This window comes from Micromonospora sp. NPDC048839 (assembly GCF_040649915.1).
Classification (GTDB): Bacteria; Actinomycetota; Actinomycetes; order Mycobacteriales; family Micromonosporaceae; genus Micromonospora.
The window spans coordinates 115666-131379 of the sequence record NZ_JBEZGL010000015.1; the positions used below are offsets into that span (position 1 = coordinate 115666).

The window sequence follows — 15714 nt, forward strand, 5'->3', positions numbered from 1 at the left end:
AGGGTCATGGGCACGGGGTGGGTGCGGGTCAGCCGAGCTTCTACGACGAGCAGTAGTATTTACTACGTCTCGTAGTATGAGTAGCTGGGGGTTTCAGGTGGACGCGTTGGACGTTGCCCGCTGGCAGTTCGGTGTCACCACCGTCTACCACTTCCTCTTCGTGCCGCTGACCATCGGCCTGTCCGTGCTGGTCGCCATCCTGCAGACGATGTGGCACCGCACCGGCAACGAGCGCTACCTGAAACTCACCAAGTTCTACGGCAAGCTCTTTCTGATCAACTTCGCCATGGGCGTGGTCACCGGGATCGTGCAGGAATTCCAGTTCGGCATGAACTGGAGCGACTACTCCCGCTTCGTCGGCGACATCTTCGGCGCACCCCTGGCCATCGAGGCGCTCGTCGCGTTCTTCCTCGAATCGACGTTCATCGGCCTGTGGATCTTCGGCTGGGACCGGCTGCCCAAGCGGGCGCACCTGGCCAGCATCTGGGCCGCCGCGATCGGCACGAACCTGTCCGCGTACTTCATCCTCGCGGCGAACTCGTTCATGCAGAACCCGGTCGGCTTCCGGATCAACCCGGACAGCGGGCGCGCCGAGCTGACCGACTTCCCGGCCGTGCTGACCAACAAGGTCGCCCTGATCACCTTCCCGCACACCCTGGCCGGCTCGTTCCTGGTCGCCGGGTCGCTGATCGTCGCGGTCGGCCTGTGGCACGTCATCCGCAACCGCGGCTCCGCCGACACCGACGCCTACCGCTTCGCCACCAGGTTCGGCTCCTGGGTGGTCCTGGTCGCCTCCGCCGCCGTGCTGTTCACCGGCGACATCCAAGGCAAGATCATGACGGACGTGCAGCCGATGAAGATGGCCGCCGCCGAGGGCCTCTACACCACCGAGAGCCCCGCCTCGTTCTCCGTGCTCACCATCGGCAGCCTCGACGGCAGCCGCGAGGTGTTCGCCCTCAAGATCCCGTACCTGCTGTCGTTCCTGGGCACCGGCGACCCGCACGGCACCGTACGCGGCATCGACGACCTGCAGGCCCAGTACGCCACCCAGTACGGCGCCGGCAGCTACACCCCGATCATCCCGGTCACCTACTGGAGCTTCCGCTTCATGATCACCTTCGGGTTGGCCGCCGGCGCGATCGCCCTGCTGGTGCTGTGGAGCCAGCGCAAGGGCCGCACCCCGAGCAGCAGGTGGCTGCTGCGCGCCGGGCTGGCCATGCCGGTGCTGCCGTTGCTGGCGAACTCCTTCGGCTGGATCTTCACCGAGATGGGCCGCCAGCCGTGGATCGTCTTCGGCGAGATGCTCACCCGCAACGGGGTGTCCCGCAGCGTGTCGCTGGCCGAGGTGCTCACCTCGTTCACCGCCTTCACCCTCATCTACGCCACCCTCGCCGTGATCGAGGTGAAGCTGCTGCTGCGCTACGCCAAGGCCGGCGTGCCGGACGTCAGCGAACAGCCGCCCGCCGACGACGCCGACGACGCCGAGCGCCCGCTCGCCTTCGCCTACTGATCCCGGACGGAGCTCATCGTGGAACTGACCACCATCTGGTTTCTCCTCGTCGCCGTGCTGTTCACCGGGTACTTCATCCTGGAGGGCTTCGACTTCGGCGTCGGCATGCTACTGCCCGTCCTCGGCCGCGACGACCGCGAACGCCGCGTCCTGATCAACACCATCGGCCCGGTCTGGGACGGCAACGAGGTCTGGCTGATCACCGCCGCCGGCGCCATGTTCGCGGCGTTCCCCGAGTGGTACGCCACCCTGTTCTCCGGCTTCTACCTGCCGCTGCTGCTGATCCTGCTGGCCCTGATCGCCCGGGGCGTGGCCTTCGAGTACCGGCACAAGCGCCCCGAGGCGTCCTGGAAACGCCGGTGGGACGCGGCGATCGTGGTCGGGTCGCTGCTGCCGGCGATCCTGTGGGGCGTCGTCTTCGCCAACATCCTGCGCGGGGTGCCGCTGGACGCCGACCACGAGTACGTCGGTGGCCTCGTGGACCTGCTCAACCCGTACGCCCTGCTCGGTGGCGCGACCACCCTCGCGCTGTTCGCAACCCACGGCGCGGTGTTCCTCGCCCTCAAGACCACCGGCGACATCCGCGAGCGCGCGGGCGCGCTCGCGGTGCGCCTGGGCGTCGGCGCCGCCGTGCTCGCGGTGGCGTTCCTGACCTGGACGTTGAGCATCCGCTCCAGCGCGGCGGCCGTCGTGCTCGCCGTCGGTGCGGCCCTCGCCCTGCTCGGTGGCCTGGCCGCCGCCCGGGTACGCCGGGAGGGCTGGGCGTTCACCGGCACCGCCGTGGCGATCGGCCTGGCCGTGGCGACCCTGTTCGCGGCGCTGTTCCCGAACGTGCTGCCCTCCACCCTGGACGCGGCCGGCACGCTGACGGCCACCAACGCCGCCGCCACCCCGTACACCCTGAAGATCATGACCTGGGTGGCGGTGATCTTCACTCCGGTTGTGCTGGCCTACCAGGCCTGGACGTACTGGGTGTTCCGCAAGCGCATCGGCGTGGCCAACATCCCGCAGCACTGAGCGTGTCCGGCCGGAGAACGGAGGCGGTCTCGCACCCGTGCGAAAATCGGCGGCCGGCGCGTATCCGCCCCGCTAGGGTGTGCCGATGCCCGCCCCCCTGCATGTTCGTGAACTCGACCTCGCCGACCTCGACGCCGCCTGGGAGTTGGGTCGGGTCGCGTTCGGCTCGAACTCGGAGCGCGCGGCGTCGACGAGCGTCAAGGTGCCCGGCATGACCCGCTACGGCGCGTTCGACGCTGCCGGTCGGCTCGTCGGCAAGGCCGTCGACCGGCACCACGACCAGTGGTGGTCGGGCCGGGCGGTGCCGGCCGCCGACGTCGCCGGGGTGGCCGTCGCCCCCGAGGCCCGGGGCCGGGGCGTGGCGCGCGCCATGCTCACCGCTCTGCTGCGCGGCGCCCGCGAGCGGGGGGCGGCGGTCAGCGCGCTCTACCCGACCGTCGCCGCCCCGTACCGGGCCTGCGGGTGGGAGGCCGCCGGTGTGCTGCGTACCGTCGATCTGGCCACCGCCGCGCTGCCCCGGCACCGGCCCAGCCCGGATGTGACCGTGCGGGCCGGTACACCGGCCGATTTGTCCGCTGTCGCCGACCTCTACGAGCGGGTCGCCCGGCACCGCAACGGCATGCTGACCCGCCGGGGTGAGCTGTTCGACTTCTTCGCCGCCGACCGGGGCCTGCCCGGCGACGGTCTCACCCTCGTCGAGGCCGACGGCGACCTGGTCGGGTACGCCACCTGGCAGCGGGGCCGAGGTTACGGCGCCGACTCGGTGCTCACCGTCGACGAGGCCCTGGCCGTCACCGCCGAGGCCGCCCGGGAACTCGTCGGAGTGCTCGCCAGCTGGGCCAGCGTCGCGCCGACGGTACGGCTGTGCCCCCTCGACGGCGACACGGTCAGCACCGTCCTGCCGCTGGAGGCGGCCCGCGACCACGAGCGGGACCTGTGGATGCACCGGCCGGTGGACGTGGTCCGGGCGGTGGCCGCGCGCGGGTGGCCCGCCCACGCCCGAGGTGTCGTCGACGTCACCCTCACCGACGCGCTCGCCGAGTGGAACACCGGCACGTGGCGGCTGACCGTCGCCGACGGCGCCGCCGAGCTGACCCGGATCGACTCCGCGGCCGACCTGCGGTTGGACGTGCGCGGTTTCGCGCTGCTCTACGCCGGAGCCGCGCACGCCCGGTCGGTCGCGCAGGCCGGGCTGCTGCACCACGGCGCCGGTGTGGACCCGGCCGCTCTCGACCTGCTGGGCGCCGGCGGCCCGGCGCAGTTGCTCGACTACTTCTGACCGGCGTTCCCGGTGCCGGTGGATTCGCGCACCGGGAGTGGGAACTCGACGGTCGCAGCGGACAGATACAGGTGTGACAGCCGAGATGCGGGCCCGGATCCGGGCCGGAGACTCCGAGGCGTTGGGTGAGCTCTTCGACGAGCACGCCGACGCGATCCATCGACATGCGCTGTGGAGCGGAGGCGACCCGGCGCACGCCGAGGACGTGGTGTCGCTGACCTTCCTCGAGGCGTGGCGGATCCGCGAATCCCTGCGCCCGGACGGCGACACCCTGCGCCCGTGGCTGCTCGGCATCGCGACGAACGTGCTGCGCAATCGCCGACGGGCGGCGCGCCGGCACCGGGAGGCGTTGCGGCGGCTGCCGGTACGCGACGTCGTGCCGGACTTCGCCGACGAGGTCGTCGACCGGATGCACGACGCCGACCAGGTGGCCGCCGCCCTGGCGGGACTGCGGGCGCTGCGCCGCGCCGACCGGGAGGTGTTCCTGCTCTGCGTGTGGTCGCACCTGGACTACGCGGCGGCGGCCGAGGCGCTGGGCGTACCCGTCGGGACCGTGCGCTCCCGGCTGTCGCGGGCCCGCGCCCGGCTGCGAGCGCTGGCGCAGCAGGAGTTGACCGGTACCCGGATGATCCCCGTCGAGCAGGGAGAGCACCGATGAGAGAGACCTCCGCCCCGCCCGTGCCGGCCCTGCCGGCGCTGCGCCGACAGGCACTGCGGCATCATCTGCTGACCGAGGTCCGGCGGCCGGCACGGCGGCCCCGACGGGTCCGGGTGCTCGTGCCGGTGGCGGCGCTGGCCGTCGCGGTCGCGGTCGGGGTGGTCGCCCAGCCGTGGGCGTCGCGCAGCGCGCCCCTTGTCGTCCCGGTCATGCAGGGCGAACGCGTCGGCGCGACGCTGCTGCTCAACCGGATGGCCGTGGCCGCGGCCGACAAGCCGGGACCACCGCCCGGCGAGGGCGGCTACGTCTACATCAAGAGCCGGGGCGCCTTCGCCGAACTCGGTGACGGCCCGGCGCGGCTGCGACCGGTGCACGAGCGGGAGATCTGGATCCCCCGCGACGAACGGGGTGACGGCCTGCTGCGGCAGCCGTTCTTCGACGCGCCGATCGTCGGCGTGATTCCGGAGAGCGAGACGCTCACGGACGTGACCCCGAACGCCGCGCTCGTCGACCTGCCCGACGACCCGGACGCCCTGCTGGCGAAGCTGTACGCCGAACGCGAGGACCGGGGTCGGGGCACCAGCCGCGACGGTGCGGCGTTCACCGCGATCGGTGACATCCTGCGCGAGTCGTTGGTGCCGCCGCGCACGAGCGCCGCGCTCTACCGGGCCGCGGCGAAGATCCCCGGGGTCGAGGTGGTGCGCGGGGTCACCGACGCGGCCGGGCGGCGGGGGATAGCCGTCGCGCACACCGAGCGCAGCCGCCGCGACGAGTGGATCTTCGATGAGCGGACGTTCGACTACCTCGGTGAGCGCAGCTATCTCGTGGCGGACACCGCCGACGGGCCGCCCGGGACGGTGCTGGGCACGACCGCCGTACTGCACCGGGCCGTGGTGGCGCAGCTCGGGCAGCGCCCGCAACGGTAGGTGGTTCCGGCGGCCGGCACCCACGGGCTGGGTACCGGCCGCGCGGTCAGGCCGGGATCGCCGCCAGCTCGGCGTTCGCGCGTTGGGTGACGAGGGTGAGCACCCGCGCCGCGATGCGGGCCTCGTCGGTGGGGATGTCCGCGTACAGCCGGGCGGTGATGCCCGCTACGGCGTCGGCGATGCGGGCCTGCGTGGCGCGACCGGTGTCGGTGAGCCGCAGGGACGCCTCGTCGAGGTACGCGAGGTCGGCGTCGGTGAGGCTGGCGATCACCTGGTGCACGGCCGGTTCGTCGACCTTGAGGGTGCTGGTGATCCGACGCACGAGCTGAGCCGGCTCGGCGGGGCCGGCGGCGAGGACGTTGAGCGCGAGCACCTGGCCGAAGCTGACGCCGAGGGGCGCGAGCGCCCGTTCGAGCAGTGCCCGGGTCGCGTAGTGGGCCTGGCCGATGGCCTGGCCGTTGAGGGTGGGAGTGGTGGACATGACGCCTCCTGGGAAACATTGGCTGCACCAACGTTGGCGAGACCAACGTAACACCGATCGTGGGTCGCGCCAACGATTCCTGTTAGGCTGCCGCCCATGGACGCCACCGCCCCGCAGTCACCCGCCGGGCTACGCACCACCCCGACCTGGCTGCTCAACCAGACCGCCAGCCACGCCACCCGCCTGCTCACCGAAGGCTTCGCCGCGCACGACCTGCGCGGCTACCACTACCGGCTGCTCGCCGCGCTCGCCGAGGACGGCCCCGCCAGCCAGGCCGACCTCGGCCGCCGCTGCGGCATAGACCGCAGCGACGTCGTCGCCGCCGTCAACGACCTGGCCGGTCGGGGACTCGTCGTCCGCGCCCCCGACCCGGCCGACCGCCGCCGCAACGTCATCAGCCTCACCACCACCGGCGCCGACGAAGCCCACCGGCTGGGCGACACCCTCGACCGCGTCCAACGCGACCTGCTCGCCCCGCTGTCCGCCACCGAACGCGAACAGCTGACCCACCTGCTCACCCGGCTGCTGGACCACCACACCCGCCGCTGAACACGCTCAGCGGGCCTCGCGCAACTCCGCCAACCGGGCCTCGATCTCGGCCAACTCCGCGCGCAGCTTGTCCGCCTGCTGCTCCGCCTCGGCCCGCTCCGTGCCCAGGATCTGCTCCACCGCCTCCTGCACCCCCGGCACGTCGACCAGAGCCACCATCTTCAACGCCTCCGCCGGCTTCACCACGTACGGCTTCGCCAAGGCCTTGCTGCCCTGCTGCGCGGCGACCGTCCACTCACCATCGGCGTACGCCAACGTCACGGTGAGACCCGCGGGACCCTTCGGCTTGACGGCCTTGACCGCCCGCCGCGCCGGCGGCTTCTCCGCCTGCTCCACCTTCGGCTCCTCCTGTCGCTGCGCGGGCACCCGCGGCGTGTCCAACACGAACTCCGGCGCCGCCACCGCCGGCACCTCCGGCTCGGGCTCCGGCTTCGGCTCCACCACCCGACGCGTCACACCCTTGGGCGCCACCGCCAGGTCAGCGGGGGAGAACGGCAACTCGTCCCGACCGAAGCGCACCACCACGAACTCGTCGGACGCCTCGGGATCGGTCAACTCGATCACCTGACCGACCTGACCGGCGATCTGACCCGCCGCCGCGGTGAACACCACCCGCGGTTTACGCCCGGCCGCCAACGCCTCCCGGATGCTCTGCACCTCGCTAGTGGACAAACCCTGGCCGGCATCCATCACAACCCTCTTCCGTACACCTGTTTGATTGCTGTCTTGATACCAGCCGGCTGCGACACCCGCCGCACGGGGCTCACACCCCGCTCACCCGCCCAGCGCCCGCAGCGCCCGGTCCGCGTGCTCGTTCATGCTGACCTCGCTGTGGATCACCTCGACGACCCGCCGGTCGACGCCGATCACGAACGTCATCCGCTTCATGCTCAACGGCCCCAACGGCACCCGCCGCTTGACCCCGAACTGCTGCGCCACCGCACCGTCGACGTCCGACAACAACGGATAGTCGAAGCCGTGCAGCTTCGAGAACTCGGCCTGCTTCGCCACCGGGTCACGGCTGATGCCCACCCGCGTCGCGCCCAGCGCCGTGAACTCCGCCGCGAGGTCGCGGAAGTGACAGCTCTCCGCCGTGCACCCCCGGGTCATCGCCGCCGGGTAGAAGAACAGCACCACCGGCCCCGCCGCCAGGAACTCCGACAACCGCCGCGGCGTGCCCGTCTCATCCGGCAGCTCGAAATCCCGCACCTCGTCGCCGACACCCACACCCGCCACCGCGCACCTCCATCGTCTGATCGACCGCGCGCAGAGCGTAAGCGATCACACCCAGAGCGCCGCCACCTCGGCACCCACCACCTCGGCCTGGGCCCGCCCAGCCCGCGCCGCACCCGCCCGACGCGCCGGGTCCAGCACGTTGCGGCCGATCGCCGCACGCGCCGCCGCGCCCGGCGTCACCACCACCACCCGCGACCCGCCCGCCCGCAACCCAGCCACCTGCGCCGACAGCCGCGGCATCGGCCCGAACGACGCCGACGTCGGCGCGAGCACCAGCACCGCCCGCGCATCCGCCGCCAGGTCCGCGTTCACCGACGAGCGCATCCCACCGTCGACGAACCGACGCGCGCCGATCGTCACCGGCGGCCACACCCCCGGCACCGCGCAACTCGCCCCCACCGCGTCCACCAGGGACACCCCGCTGTCGCGGTCGAACACCACGAACTCCCCGGACGACGCGTCCACCGCCGCGACCAGCAGCCGCCGCGCCGGCCACTCCCGCCGCGGCAGACGGGCCTCGATCACCGCCCGCTGCGACGCCTCCGACGGGGTACGCGCCGCCACCGCCATCGCCCCGATCCGCGCCCGCGAGCGCACCGCGTCCCGGCTACGCCCACCGGCCCAGATCAGCCGCGCCAGCACCGCGACGCCCAGCCGCGCCGCCAGCTCACTCGACGGCGGCGCCAACTGCTCGGCGTGGAACCGCTGCACCGGCAACCCGGAGCACACCTGCGCGCCGACCACCGAACCCGCCGACGTACCCACCACCAGATCCGCCTCGGTGACCGGCACACCCTGCTCGACCAACCCCGCCAGCAGCCCCAACTCCCAGGCCACCCCGGTCACCCCGCCGAGCACCAACGCCCGCCGCATGTGACGCTCCTCTCGACGACCCACCCGCGCCGGTCACGGTAGCGTCGGCACGACCAGCACGCAGCCGTCACACCCGCCGGGAGGCACCGTGGCACCCGTCACCGTCATCACCGGCGGCGGCCGGGGCATCGGCGCGGCCACCGCCCGCCGCCTCGCCCACACCGGTCACCACATCGCGCTGTGCTACCGCCGCGACGAGGCCGCCGCCACCACCGTCCTGGCCGACCTGCGCGCCGCCGGCGCACAGGCCATCGCGGTACGCGCCGACACCACCGACCCCGAGCAGGTACACCACCTGTTCGACGCGGCCGCCCACCTCGGCCCCCTCACCGGCCTGGTCAACAACGCCGGCGTCACCAGCCCGATCGGGCCCTTCACCGAGCTGCGCGTCGACGACCTGCGCCGGGTCGTCGACGTCAACCTCGTCGGCTACGTCCTCTGCGCCCAGCAGGCCGCCCGCCGCCTCACCCACGGCGGGGCGATCGTCAACGTCTCCTCCGCCGCCGCGACCCTCGGCAGCCCGGGGGAGTACGTGCACTACGCCGCCGTGAAAGCCGCCACCGACACCCTCACCGTCGGCCTGGCCAAGGAACTCGCCCCGAACGGCATCCGGGTCAACGCCGTCGCACCCGGCATCGTGCGCACCGACATCCACGCCGACTCCGGCGTACCCGACCGCGCCGACACCGCCGCCGGCCGCATCCCGCTGGGCCGCGCCGGCGAACCCGACGAGATCGCCGCCGCCATCGCCTGGCTGCTCGGCCCGGACGCCTCGTACACCACCGGCACGGTCCTGCGGGTCTCCGGCGGTCTCTGACCTCCCGTGCGCAGCGGGCAGAGACCGCCGGACCACGTTCGTGGTCAGAGACCGCCGGACCAGGTTCAGTGCGTGAACAGCTTCGCCGCCGTGATGACGGTCTGCACCACCCCGTAGCCGAGCAGCGCCGCCACCACCAACCAGGAGATCCACAACCGGGCCTGCTGCCCGGAACGGCTGTCGTCACTCATCGCGTGGCACTCCTCTCCACCTTCGTCTCCTCATCCACGCCACGCTCCGGTGCCGGTTCGTGGTAGCGCTGCGGCACCGGCCGCACCAGCAGGTTCGCCACGAAGCCCACAGCCAGCACACCAACCATCGTGAACAGCGCCGGGCGGTACGCCGCCGCCGTCAACGAACCCGGCTCGCCCTGCGCGTCGAGGAACCCGTTGACGATCAGCGGACCCGCGATCCCCGCCGCCGACCACGCGGTCAGCAACCGGCCATGGATCGCCCCGACCTGGAACGTCCCGAACAGGTCCCGCAGGTACGCCGGCACCGTGGCGAACCCGCCGCCGTAGAACGACAGGATCACGCACGCCAACAGCACGAACAACGCCGTCGCGGTCTGCCCGACGAGCGCCAGCAGCGCGTACAGCACCATGCCGACACCCAGGTACACCAGGTAGATCGGCTTGCGGCCGATGACGTCCGAGGTCGACGACCACACGAACCGACCCGCCATGTTGAACAGCGACAGCAGCCCCACGAACCCGCCGGCCGCCGCCACCGACACCGCCGACGTGCCGTTGTCCCGGAAGAAGTCCTGGATCATCGGACTGGCCTGTTCCAGGATGCCGATGCCCGCGGTCACGTTGCAGAACAACACCACCCACAGCAGCCAGAACGAGCGGGTCTTCACCGCGTTCGCCGCCGACACGTTCGCCCTGGTGACAAGCGGTTTCGCCGCCACGCTCGCAGGATCGAAGCCGGCCGGGCGCCACCCCTCCGCGGGCACCCGCACGTTCGCCACCCCGAACATCATGATCACGAAGTAGGCCAGGCCGAGCGTCACGAACAACCACACCAGCGCGCTGCCCGACGCCGTCGAGCCCGCGTTCGCCGGGTCGTAGCCGGGGTCGTAGAACGACAGCAGTTGCCGGGACAGGGGAGAGGCGACCATCGCCCCACCACCGAACCCCATGATCGCCAACCCGGTGGCCAGACCCGGCCGATCCGGAAACCACTTGATCAACGTGGAGACGGGGGAGATGTAACCGATACCCAGACCGATACCACCGAGCAACCCGTAACCCAGATACAGCAACCACAACTGCTTCGTGGCGATACCCAGCGAACCCACCAGGAAGCCGGCCGCCCAGAAACAGGCCGAGACGAACATCGCCTTACGCGGCCCGTTCGCCTCCACCCAGGTCCCGGCGACCGCGGCGGACAACCCCAACATCACGATCGCGATGCTGAAGATCACCCCGATCGCGGTCTGGCTGGTGTCGAAGTGGGCGATCAGCGAGTTCTTGTAGACGCTTGTGGCATAGACCTGACCGATACAGAGATGAATGGCCAACGCCGCCGGGGGGATGAGCCACCTGCTGTAGCCGGGCGGCGCGACGGTGTGCCGACGATCGAGTGCGGAAAGCATGCGCTGCTTCCTCTCCGACGAGGACGAGAGACGTCCCGCACAACGTGCCCACACCACACGCAGGGGGCAAACCTCACCATCGCCGGACGGTCACCACGCTGAGCTGAGCGGTCAATCAGCGCCACTGACCGGAACCGCACCGCGCCTACCCCAGAACCGGCGTGTGCCACCCACCGCCCAACGCGTCGGCGTCCGCCGGACCCCAGGTGCCCCTGTCGTACGACTGCACCGCCGCCAGGTCCAGGATCGGCGCCACGATGCGCCACTCCTGCTCGATCGTCTCCGCCCGCGCGAAACGCAGGTGCTGCCCGTCCATCGCGTCGTCGAGCAACCGCTCGTACGCCTCCTGACGACGACCCAGCGCCGCACCGAAGTCGACAGACAGATCCACCGGACGACTCGCCACCTCCGCACCCGGGCTCTTCGCCTGGATCGACATCGTGATGCCGTCACCACGACCCAACCGGAACCGCAGCAGGTTCGCGGGCGCCTCGGCCCCACCCTCGGCGGGGATCAAAGAGCGCTGCGGCTGCTTGAACTCGACCACGACCTCGGTCGCCGTGCCCGGCAGGGACTTGCCGGTCCGCAGGTAGAAGGGCACGCCCGCCCAGCGGGGGGAATCGACAGTCAACCGGGTGGCGACGAACGTCTCGGTGTTCGAGTCCGACGCGACGCCCGGCTCGTCGCGGTAGCCGGCGTACTGCCCCCGGACGGTGGAGCGCGGCGACAGTGGCTCGATCTGCCGCAGCACCGCGACCTCCGCGGCATTGAACGCGTCGGTGTCGTCGGCGGCGGGCGCCTCCATCGCGATGAGCGCCACGACCTGCAGGATGTGGTTCTGCAACACGTCCCGGGTGGCGCCCACCGTGTCATAGAAGCCGGCGCGGCCCTGCGTGCCGAAACCCTCAGCCAGAGTGACCTGGATGTTGTCGATGTGCTGGTTGTTCCACAGCGGCTCGAAGAGCCGGTTGGCGAACCGGAAGGCGTACAACCCCTCGACGGCCTCCTTGCCGAGGTAGTGGTCGATGCGGAACACCCGCTCCTGGTCGAAGGCCCCCCGCAGCGTCCGGTCCAGCTCACGGGAGGACTCCAGGTCGCGCCCGAACGGCTTCTCCACGATCACCCGACCCCGATCGGCCAGACCAGCCGCCGCCAGACCCTCCACGACGGCACCGAACACCGCCGGCGGAATCGCAAGATAGAAGACCGGCCGCTCGGCGCCCCGCAGCCGCTCGGCCAGCCGCTGGTACGTGGCCGGGTCCGCGTAGTCGCCGGAGATCATCGAAAGGCGGTGCGCCAGCCGGTCGAACGTCTCGTCGTCGACCTCGTCGTTGGCCTCGGCCACCGCCTTGCGGGCCATCGTGACGAGCTGCTCATCATCCCAGGGGGAGCGGGCCACCCCGATCACCGGGACGTCGAGGCGATCGCGCCGGGTCAACTCGTACAGCGCCGGAAACAGCTTCTTCGAAACGAGGTCGCCAGTGACACCGAACAGCACTACCGCATCTGAGCGCATGTGCATGGCACTTCCATTCGATCATGTGATCCTGATCTTCCGAACGGAGAACCGCGCGACCCGCTCCCGGAATTCCCCCGCGAACGGCGCACGTGAGGTCGGCGACAGCGACGGCGCTTACCTTGAAGAAGGGTTACAGCCCAGACGACCGTTTACCGCCCAGGTGTGACGCGGGTAACGGCCACCCGGACCTGATCGAAACTCCACCACACCCAGGGCTACCGCTCGAACACCCCGACCTCACCGGAGCGGGGGAGCCCGGCACCTGCACCGCAGGTGCCGCGACGTCGAGCCGTACCCCCGTCTCGCGCTGTTCGTGGGCGCCGGCCGACACGGCCCGGCGCCCCACGACGGTCAGCGACCGCAGGCGGTGTCCAACGCCGTCAGCAACGGATCGAGATCCGGGGCCTCGACCTCGGTGGCCTTCGGCCCGGCGAGGTGCTTCTCGACCCCCGTGGCCAGAGTCTCCAACCCGGCGCGCACCTGCGGGTCGACAGCAGTCGGCGCCGCCTTCCGCAGATCCGCCAGCAGCGCCGTGTAGTGACCACGGACCTTCGCGCCCGCCTCCTTGGCACTGACCGGCTTGTCGATGGCGGCGATCGCATCGTCGGCCATCGCCACGTAGTGCTTCTTGACCATCGCGAGGGTCGTGGCGCAGACCTGCTTGCTGTTCGCCGCGACGTCGACCGTCGGGCTCGGCGCCACACTCACCGAAGGCACCGCGCTCGCCGAAGGACTGGCGCTCGCCGCGCTCTCCTTCGTGGCAGGCTGGCAACCCACCACGAGACCAGCGGTCGCGACCAGGCCCAGCACGACACGGACAGACGTACTCATCAAGGCGTTCCCCCGTGGTGACACACGATTCCGCCGGTCACGTGCACACGCGCCGGCCCAGAGCGCACCACTGTAGAGACCACACCACGCTCACGCACACCCGTTTGTAGGCTGGGCCGCGTCTCCTGCCCACCGCTTCAAGCGAGGACCTCTGCCATGAACCTGGCGTACGACCGATCACCGGGCACCGGCCCGGAAGTGGTGTGCCTGCCCATGTTCAGCATGAGCCGTGCCGCCACGGCCACCGCCTTCGGCTCCGCCTTCGCGGGCGCCGACCTGCGGGAGACCTACCTGGACCTGCCCGGCCACGGAGACACCCCCGCGACCTGCGCACCCACGTCCCAGGCGGTGCTGGACAGCGTGTGCGCGTGGCTCGACGACCACGTCGGCGCACCGGTCCTGCTGGCCGGCGCCTCCTACGGCGCGTACCTGGCCGCCGGCATCGCCCGTCAACGACCCGACCTCGTCCGCGGCCTGCTCCTCGTCTGCCCCGGTGTCACCATCGCCCGCGACACGCGGACCCTGCCCGACGAGCCACCGCTCGACGCACCCACGGGCTGGCTCGACGACGCACCCGCCGCCCTGCGCGCGCACCTCGACGCGGCCCTGGGCCAGCGCACCCCAGCCGTCGTCGCGACGGTGCTCGCGGCACTGGACTCCGGCGGCCCCGGCGACGAAACGTTCCTGCAGAAGCTGCAGTCCGGTCCCGACTACGCGCTGCCCGACGAGACCGCCGAGATCGTCTTCGACGGCCCGGTCACCGTGCTCACCGGCCGCCAGGACCGCGTCGTCGGCTACGCCGACCAGTTTCGCGCCATGCGCCGTTACTCCCGCGGCACCTTCACCGTGGTCGACGCCGCCGGACACTACCTGCCGTACGAGCAGCCCGCGGTGCTGCGATCGCACACCCAGGAGTGGCTGCGCCGCACGCAAACGTGACACCCCGAACTGGGGGAGCGGGCCTTGTGGAAATACATCAACATTGATTTATGTTTTCCACGGTGCCAATCAATACGGGGAGCGGCACCAACCAGCACGGGGAGAACTGGATGACGTCTACAAGCGCGCGCCGCAGGTCCGTCTCTGCGGCGGCACTGCTGGCTCTCGCGCTGGCGGCCTCCGGTCTGACCCCCATCCCGGCGAACGCCGCCGCACCGGACTCCACCGCCTCCACCGCGACACTGGGCATGGCCCTGTTCGGCTTCGACGCCGAGGTCGCCAACGCCCACGGCCACCGGATCGTGACCCTGCCCGATGGATCCCAGGCCTCGGTGCCTTAGCCCGGCCACCACCTTCGCCCGACCTCGCCCGCAGCCACACCGCACTGGCACCATGATGAACGGCAGCAGGACACAGCCCGCACCGACGAGGAGGCCGGGATGAAACACGACCCGTCGCCCGGCCCGGACGAACGGTTCGTGCAACAGACCGAACGCGTCCGCCGGGAACTGCTGGACAGCGCGACACCGGTCGTCGCGCTCACCGGCCCCGACCGCCCGGCCACCGAGTGCTTCGCCGGCACCGAAACCTTCGACGGCACGATCACCGTCGTCCGAGTCGTGCACGGCGACCCCACCACCGGACCGTGGGCGACCGTCGACACCGCCCGCTGGGCCGACCTCCCGGTCAACGCCGGCCCGTTACGCACGCACCTCGAACACGGCATGCGACTCGCCGGCGACCGGTTCTCCGACGTCGAATGGACCGAGAACGACACGACTGTCCTGGTCGACGACCAGCCAGTTCCCGGCCGTACGGTACGAGCCGGTCATCGGTGGTGGGCGACCCGCTGCGAACGCGACGGTGTCGAGATCACCGTGACGGCCCGCGACTGGCACCCGGCCACCGTGCACCTCGGCTCGGTCACCGACCTCACCCCACTGCTCGACGCACTGGGTAGCCGACCTACGGCGGAGACACCGCCCACGGAACCGGTCGCCCTGCCGCCCGGCGAACCACACCGGGCGCTCATCGACGCCGCCCTGCGCAGCCGTCGGGACCACAACGCCTGGATGGCCGACGGGGGAGCACCGCCGCACCTGCCCCCGTACTGGTCGACGCTCTGGCAAGCCGCCGTGCGTCGACAGAGGCAACTCACCGATCAGGACGAAACCGACGCCAACCGTGCGGTGAGCGACATCGTCGCCCACGTCACCAGCATCGCCGATGGCACCACCTGGTTCGATGAGCACGCGACGCTGCGCGCCCGCGCCATCAACGAAATCCTGCTGTACGGCACCGGGCTGAGTGAAGGTGTGTCCAGTCATCCGGCTCAACGCGCCTGGCGCGAACGGCAACACCTCATGTCCCGACAGGGCGTGCCCATCAACGAGCGCGAGGCCATCGACTGGCGCTGGCGTGACGCCTGGGCGAGGTGGGCCGACACCGCACTCGAAGAGCTCTGACCGGTTGCCCCTC

Annotated in this window: 18 protein-coding genes; 10 read left to right on the top strand and 8 right to left on the bottom strand. The window is 71.2% G+C overall.

Annotated elements, in window-relative coordinates:
* The first annotated feature begins 97 nt into the window (after nucleotides 1-97).
* The 5 genes from AB0C25_RS25760 to AB0C25_RS25780 all read left to right on the top strand — a co-directional run bounded on the left by AB0C25_RS25760 (nucleotide 98) and on the right by AB0C25_RS25780 (nucleotide 5390).
* Nucleotides 98-1510, top strand: coding sequence for a cytochrome ubiquinol oxidase subunit I (locus tag AB0C25_RS25760; RefSeq protein WP_357376844.1), 1413 nt, complete (start codon nucleotides 98-100; stop codon nucleotides 1508-1510).
* 18 nt (nucleotides 1511-1528) lie between these two features.
* Nucleotides 1529-2527, top strand: coding sequence for a cytochrome d ubiquinol oxidase subunit II (cydB, locus tag AB0C25_RS25765; RefSeq protein ID WP_357376790.1), 999 nt, complete (start codon nucleotides 1529-1531; stop codon nucleotides 2525-2527).
* An 85-nt stretch (nucleotides 2528-2612) separates the two neighbouring features.
* On the top strand, nucleotides 2613-3806 hold the full coding sequence (locus AB0C25_RS25770) for a GNAT family N-acetyltransferase (RefSeq protein WP_357376791.1): 1194 nt from the start codon (nucleotides 2613-2615) through the stop codon (nucleotides 3804-3806).
* Nucleotides 3807-3879: 73 nt separating this feature from the next.
* Nucleotides 3880-4464 carry an RNA polymerase sigma factor gene (locus AB0C25_RS25775; protein ID WP_357376792.1) on the top strand — a complete coding sequence of 195 codons (585 nt, stop codon included), beginning with the start codon at nucleotides 3880-3882 and terminating at the stop codon, nucleotides 4462-4464.
* Nucleotides 4461-5390: a CU044_5270 family protein gene (locus AB0C25_RS25780; RefSeq protein WP_357376793.1), complete on the top strand. Its 930-nt coding sequence runs from the start codon at nucleotides 4461-4463 to the stop codon at nucleotides 5388-5390. The genes AB0C25_RS25775 and AB0C25_RS25780 overlap by 4 nt, the downstream gene beginning before the upstream one ends.
* Before the next feature lie 46 nt (nucleotides 5391-5436).
* Here the strand turns inward: AB0C25_RS25780 and AB0C25_RS25785 are convergent, their stop codons facing one another.
* Nucleotides 5437-5871 (bottom strand): hypothetical protein, encoded by a 435-nt coding sequence (locus tag AB0C25_RS25785; protein ID WP_357376794.1) that lies wholly within the window; start codon nucleotides 5869-5871, stop codon nucleotides 5437-5439.
* A gap of 96 nt (nucleotides 5872-5967) precedes the next feature.
* Between AB0C25_RS25785 and AB0C25_RS25790 the strand changes: the two genes are divergently transcribed.
* The gene (locus AB0C25_RS25790; RefSeq protein ID WP_357376795.1) at nucleotides 5968-6420 is read left to right on the top strand and encodes a MarR family winged helix-turn-helix transcriptional regulator; all 453 of its coding nucleotides are present in this window, start codon (nucleotides 5968-5970) and stop codon (nucleotides 6418-6420) included.
* A 6-nt stretch (nucleotides 6421-6426) separates the two neighbouring features.
* Here AB0C25_RS25790 and AB0C25_RS25795 read toward each other — a convergent pair whose 3' ends face one another.
* From AB0C25_RS25795 to AB0C25_RS25805, 3 genes are all read right to left on the bottom strand, one after another.
* Entirely contained in the window at nucleotides 6427-7110 is a 684-nt protein-coding gene (locus tag AB0C25_RS25795) for a hypothetical protein (RefSeq protein WP_357376796.1), read from the bottom strand.
* An 84-nt stretch (nucleotides 7111-7194) separates the two neighbouring features.
* Complete coding sequence (locus AB0C25_RS25800; RefSeq protein ID WP_357249267.1) at nucleotides 7195-7656, bottom strand: peroxiredoxin; 462 nt, start codon at nucleotides 7654-7656, stop codon at nucleotides 7195-7197.
* Between the two features lie 45 nt (nucleotides 7657-7701).
* Nucleotides 7702-8529 (bottom strand): patatin-like phospholipase family protein, encoded by an 828-nt coding sequence (locus tag AB0C25_RS25805; RefSeq protein ID WP_357376797.1) that lies wholly within the window; start codon nucleotides 8527-8529, stop codon nucleotides 7702-7704.
* Nucleotides 8530-8617: 88 nt separating this feature from the next.
* Between AB0C25_RS25805 and AB0C25_RS25810 the strand changes: the two genes are divergently transcribed.
* Complete coding sequence (locus tag AB0C25_RS25810) at nucleotides 8618-9346, top strand: SDR family oxidoreductase (protein WP_357376798.1); 729 nt, start codon at nucleotides 8618-8620, stop codon at nucleotides 9344-9346.
* A gap of 65 nt (nucleotides 9347-9411) precedes the next feature.
* Here AB0C25_RS25810 and AB0C25_RS25815 read toward each other — a convergent pair whose 3' ends face one another.
* From AB0C25_RS25815 to AB0C25_RS25830, 4 genes are all read right to left on the bottom strand, one after another.
* A complete protein-coding gene (locus AB0C25_RS25815; protein ID WP_354973036.1) occupies nucleotides 9412-9537 on the bottom strand; it encodes a hypothetical protein in 126 nt (41 codons plus the stop codon).
* Nucleotides 9534-10946 carry an OFA family MFS transporter gene (locus AB0C25_RS25820; protein ID WP_357376799.1) on the bottom strand — a complete coding sequence of 471 codons (1413 nt, stop codon included), beginning with the start codon at nucleotides 10944-10946 and terminating at the stop codon, nucleotides 9534-9536. The genes AB0C25_RS25815 and AB0C25_RS25820 overlap by 4 nt, the downstream gene beginning before the upstream one ends.
* A gap of 145 nt (nucleotides 10947-11091) precedes the next feature.
* Nucleotides 11092-12468 (bottom strand): glucose-6-phosphate dehydrogenase, encoded by a 1377-nt coding sequence (gene zwf, locus AB0C25_RS25825; protein WP_357376800.1) that lies wholly within the window; start codon nucleotides 12466-12468, stop codon nucleotides 11092-11094.
* 348 nt (nucleotides 12469-12816) lie between these two features.
* Nucleotides 12817-13296: a hypothetical protein gene (locus tag AB0C25_RS25830; RefSeq protein WP_357376801.1), complete on the bottom strand. Its 480-nt coding sequence runs from the start codon at nucleotides 13294-13296 to the stop codon at nucleotides 12817-12819.
* 156 nt (nucleotides 13297-13452) lie between these two features.
* Between AB0C25_RS25830 and AB0C25_RS25835 the strand changes: the two genes are divergently transcribed.
* The 3 genes from AB0C25_RS25835 to AB0C25_RS25845 all read left to right on the top strand — a co-directional run bounded on the left by AB0C25_RS25835 (nucleotide 13453) and on the right by AB0C25_RS25845 (nucleotide 15701).
* Nucleotides 13453-14235, top strand: a complete 783-nt coding sequence (locus AB0C25_RS25835) for an alpha/beta hydrolase (protein ID WP_357376802.1) — start codon at nucleotides 13453-13455, stop codon at nucleotides 14233-14235.
* A 110-nt stretch (nucleotides 14236-14345) separates the two neighbouring features.
* Nucleotides 14346-14576: a hypothetical protein gene (locus AB0C25_RS25840; protein ID WP_357376803.1), complete on the top strand. Its 231-nt coding sequence runs from the start codon at nucleotides 14346-14348 to the stop codon at nucleotides 14574-14576.
* Between the two features lie 99 nt (nucleotides 14577-14675).
* Nucleotides 14676-15701, top strand: coding sequence for a hypothetical protein (locus AB0C25_RS25845; protein ID WP_357376804.1), 1026 nt, complete (start codon nucleotides 14676-14678; stop codon nucleotides 15699-15701).
* Nucleotides 15702-15714 lie beyond the last annotated feature (13 nt).

Bases quoted from the DNA above. Each gene is read 5' to 3' on its own strand.
- AB0C25_RS25770 (WP_357376791.1), top strand. From the start codon at position 2,613: ATGCCCGCCCCCCTGCATGTTCGTGAACTCGACCTCGCCGACCTCGAC.
- AB0C25_RS25780 (WP_357376793.1), top strand. From the start codon at position 4,461: ATGAGAGAGACCTCCGCCCCGCCCGTGCCGGCCCTGCCGGCGCTGCGC.
- AB0C25_RS25785 (WP_357376794.1), bottom strand. From the start codon at position 5,871: ATGTCCACCACTCCCACCCTCAACGGCCAGGCCATCGGCCAGGCCCAC.
- AB0C25_RS25790 (WP_357376795.1), top strand. From the start codon at position 5,968: ATGGACGCCACCGCCCCGCAGTCACCCGCCGGGCTACGCACCACCCCG.
- AB0C25_RS25795 (WP_357376796.1), bottom strand. From the start codon at position 7,110: ATGGATGCCGGCCAGGGTTTGTCCACTAGCGAGGTGCAGAGCATCCGG.
- AB0C25_RS25805 (WP_357376797.1), bottom strand. From the start codon at position 8,529: ATGCGGCGGGCGTTGGTGCTCGGCGGGGTGACCGGGGTGGCCTGGGAG.
- AB0C25_RS25815 (WP_354973036.1), bottom strand. From the start codon at position 9,537: ATGAGTGACGACAGCCGTTCCGGGCAGCAGGCCCGGTTGTGGATCTCC.
- AB0C25_RS25820 (WP_357376799.1), bottom strand. From the start codon at position 10,946: ATGCTTTCCGCACTCGATCGTCGGCACACCGTCGCGCCGCCCGGCTAC.
- zwf (WP_357376800.1), bottom strand. From the start codon at position 12,468: ATGCACATGCGCTCAGATGCGGTAGTGCTGTTCGGTGTCACTGGCGAC.
- AB0C25_RS25830 (WP_357376801.1), bottom strand. From the start codon at position 13,296: ATGAGTACGTCTGTCCGTGTCGTGCTGGGCCTGGTCGCGACCGCTGGT.
- AB0C25_RS25835 (WP_357376802.1), top strand. From the start codon at position 13,453: ATGAACCTGGCGTACGACCGATCACCGGGCACCGGCCCGGAAGTGGTG.
- AB0C25_RS25840 (WP_357376803.1), top strand. From the start codon at position 14,346: ATGACGTCTACAAGCGCGCGCCGCAGGTCCGTCTCTGCGGCGGCACTG.
- AB0C25_RS25845 (WP_357376804.1), top strand. From the start codon at position 14,676: ATGAAACACGACCCGTCGCCCGGCCCGGACGAACGGTTCGTGCAACAG.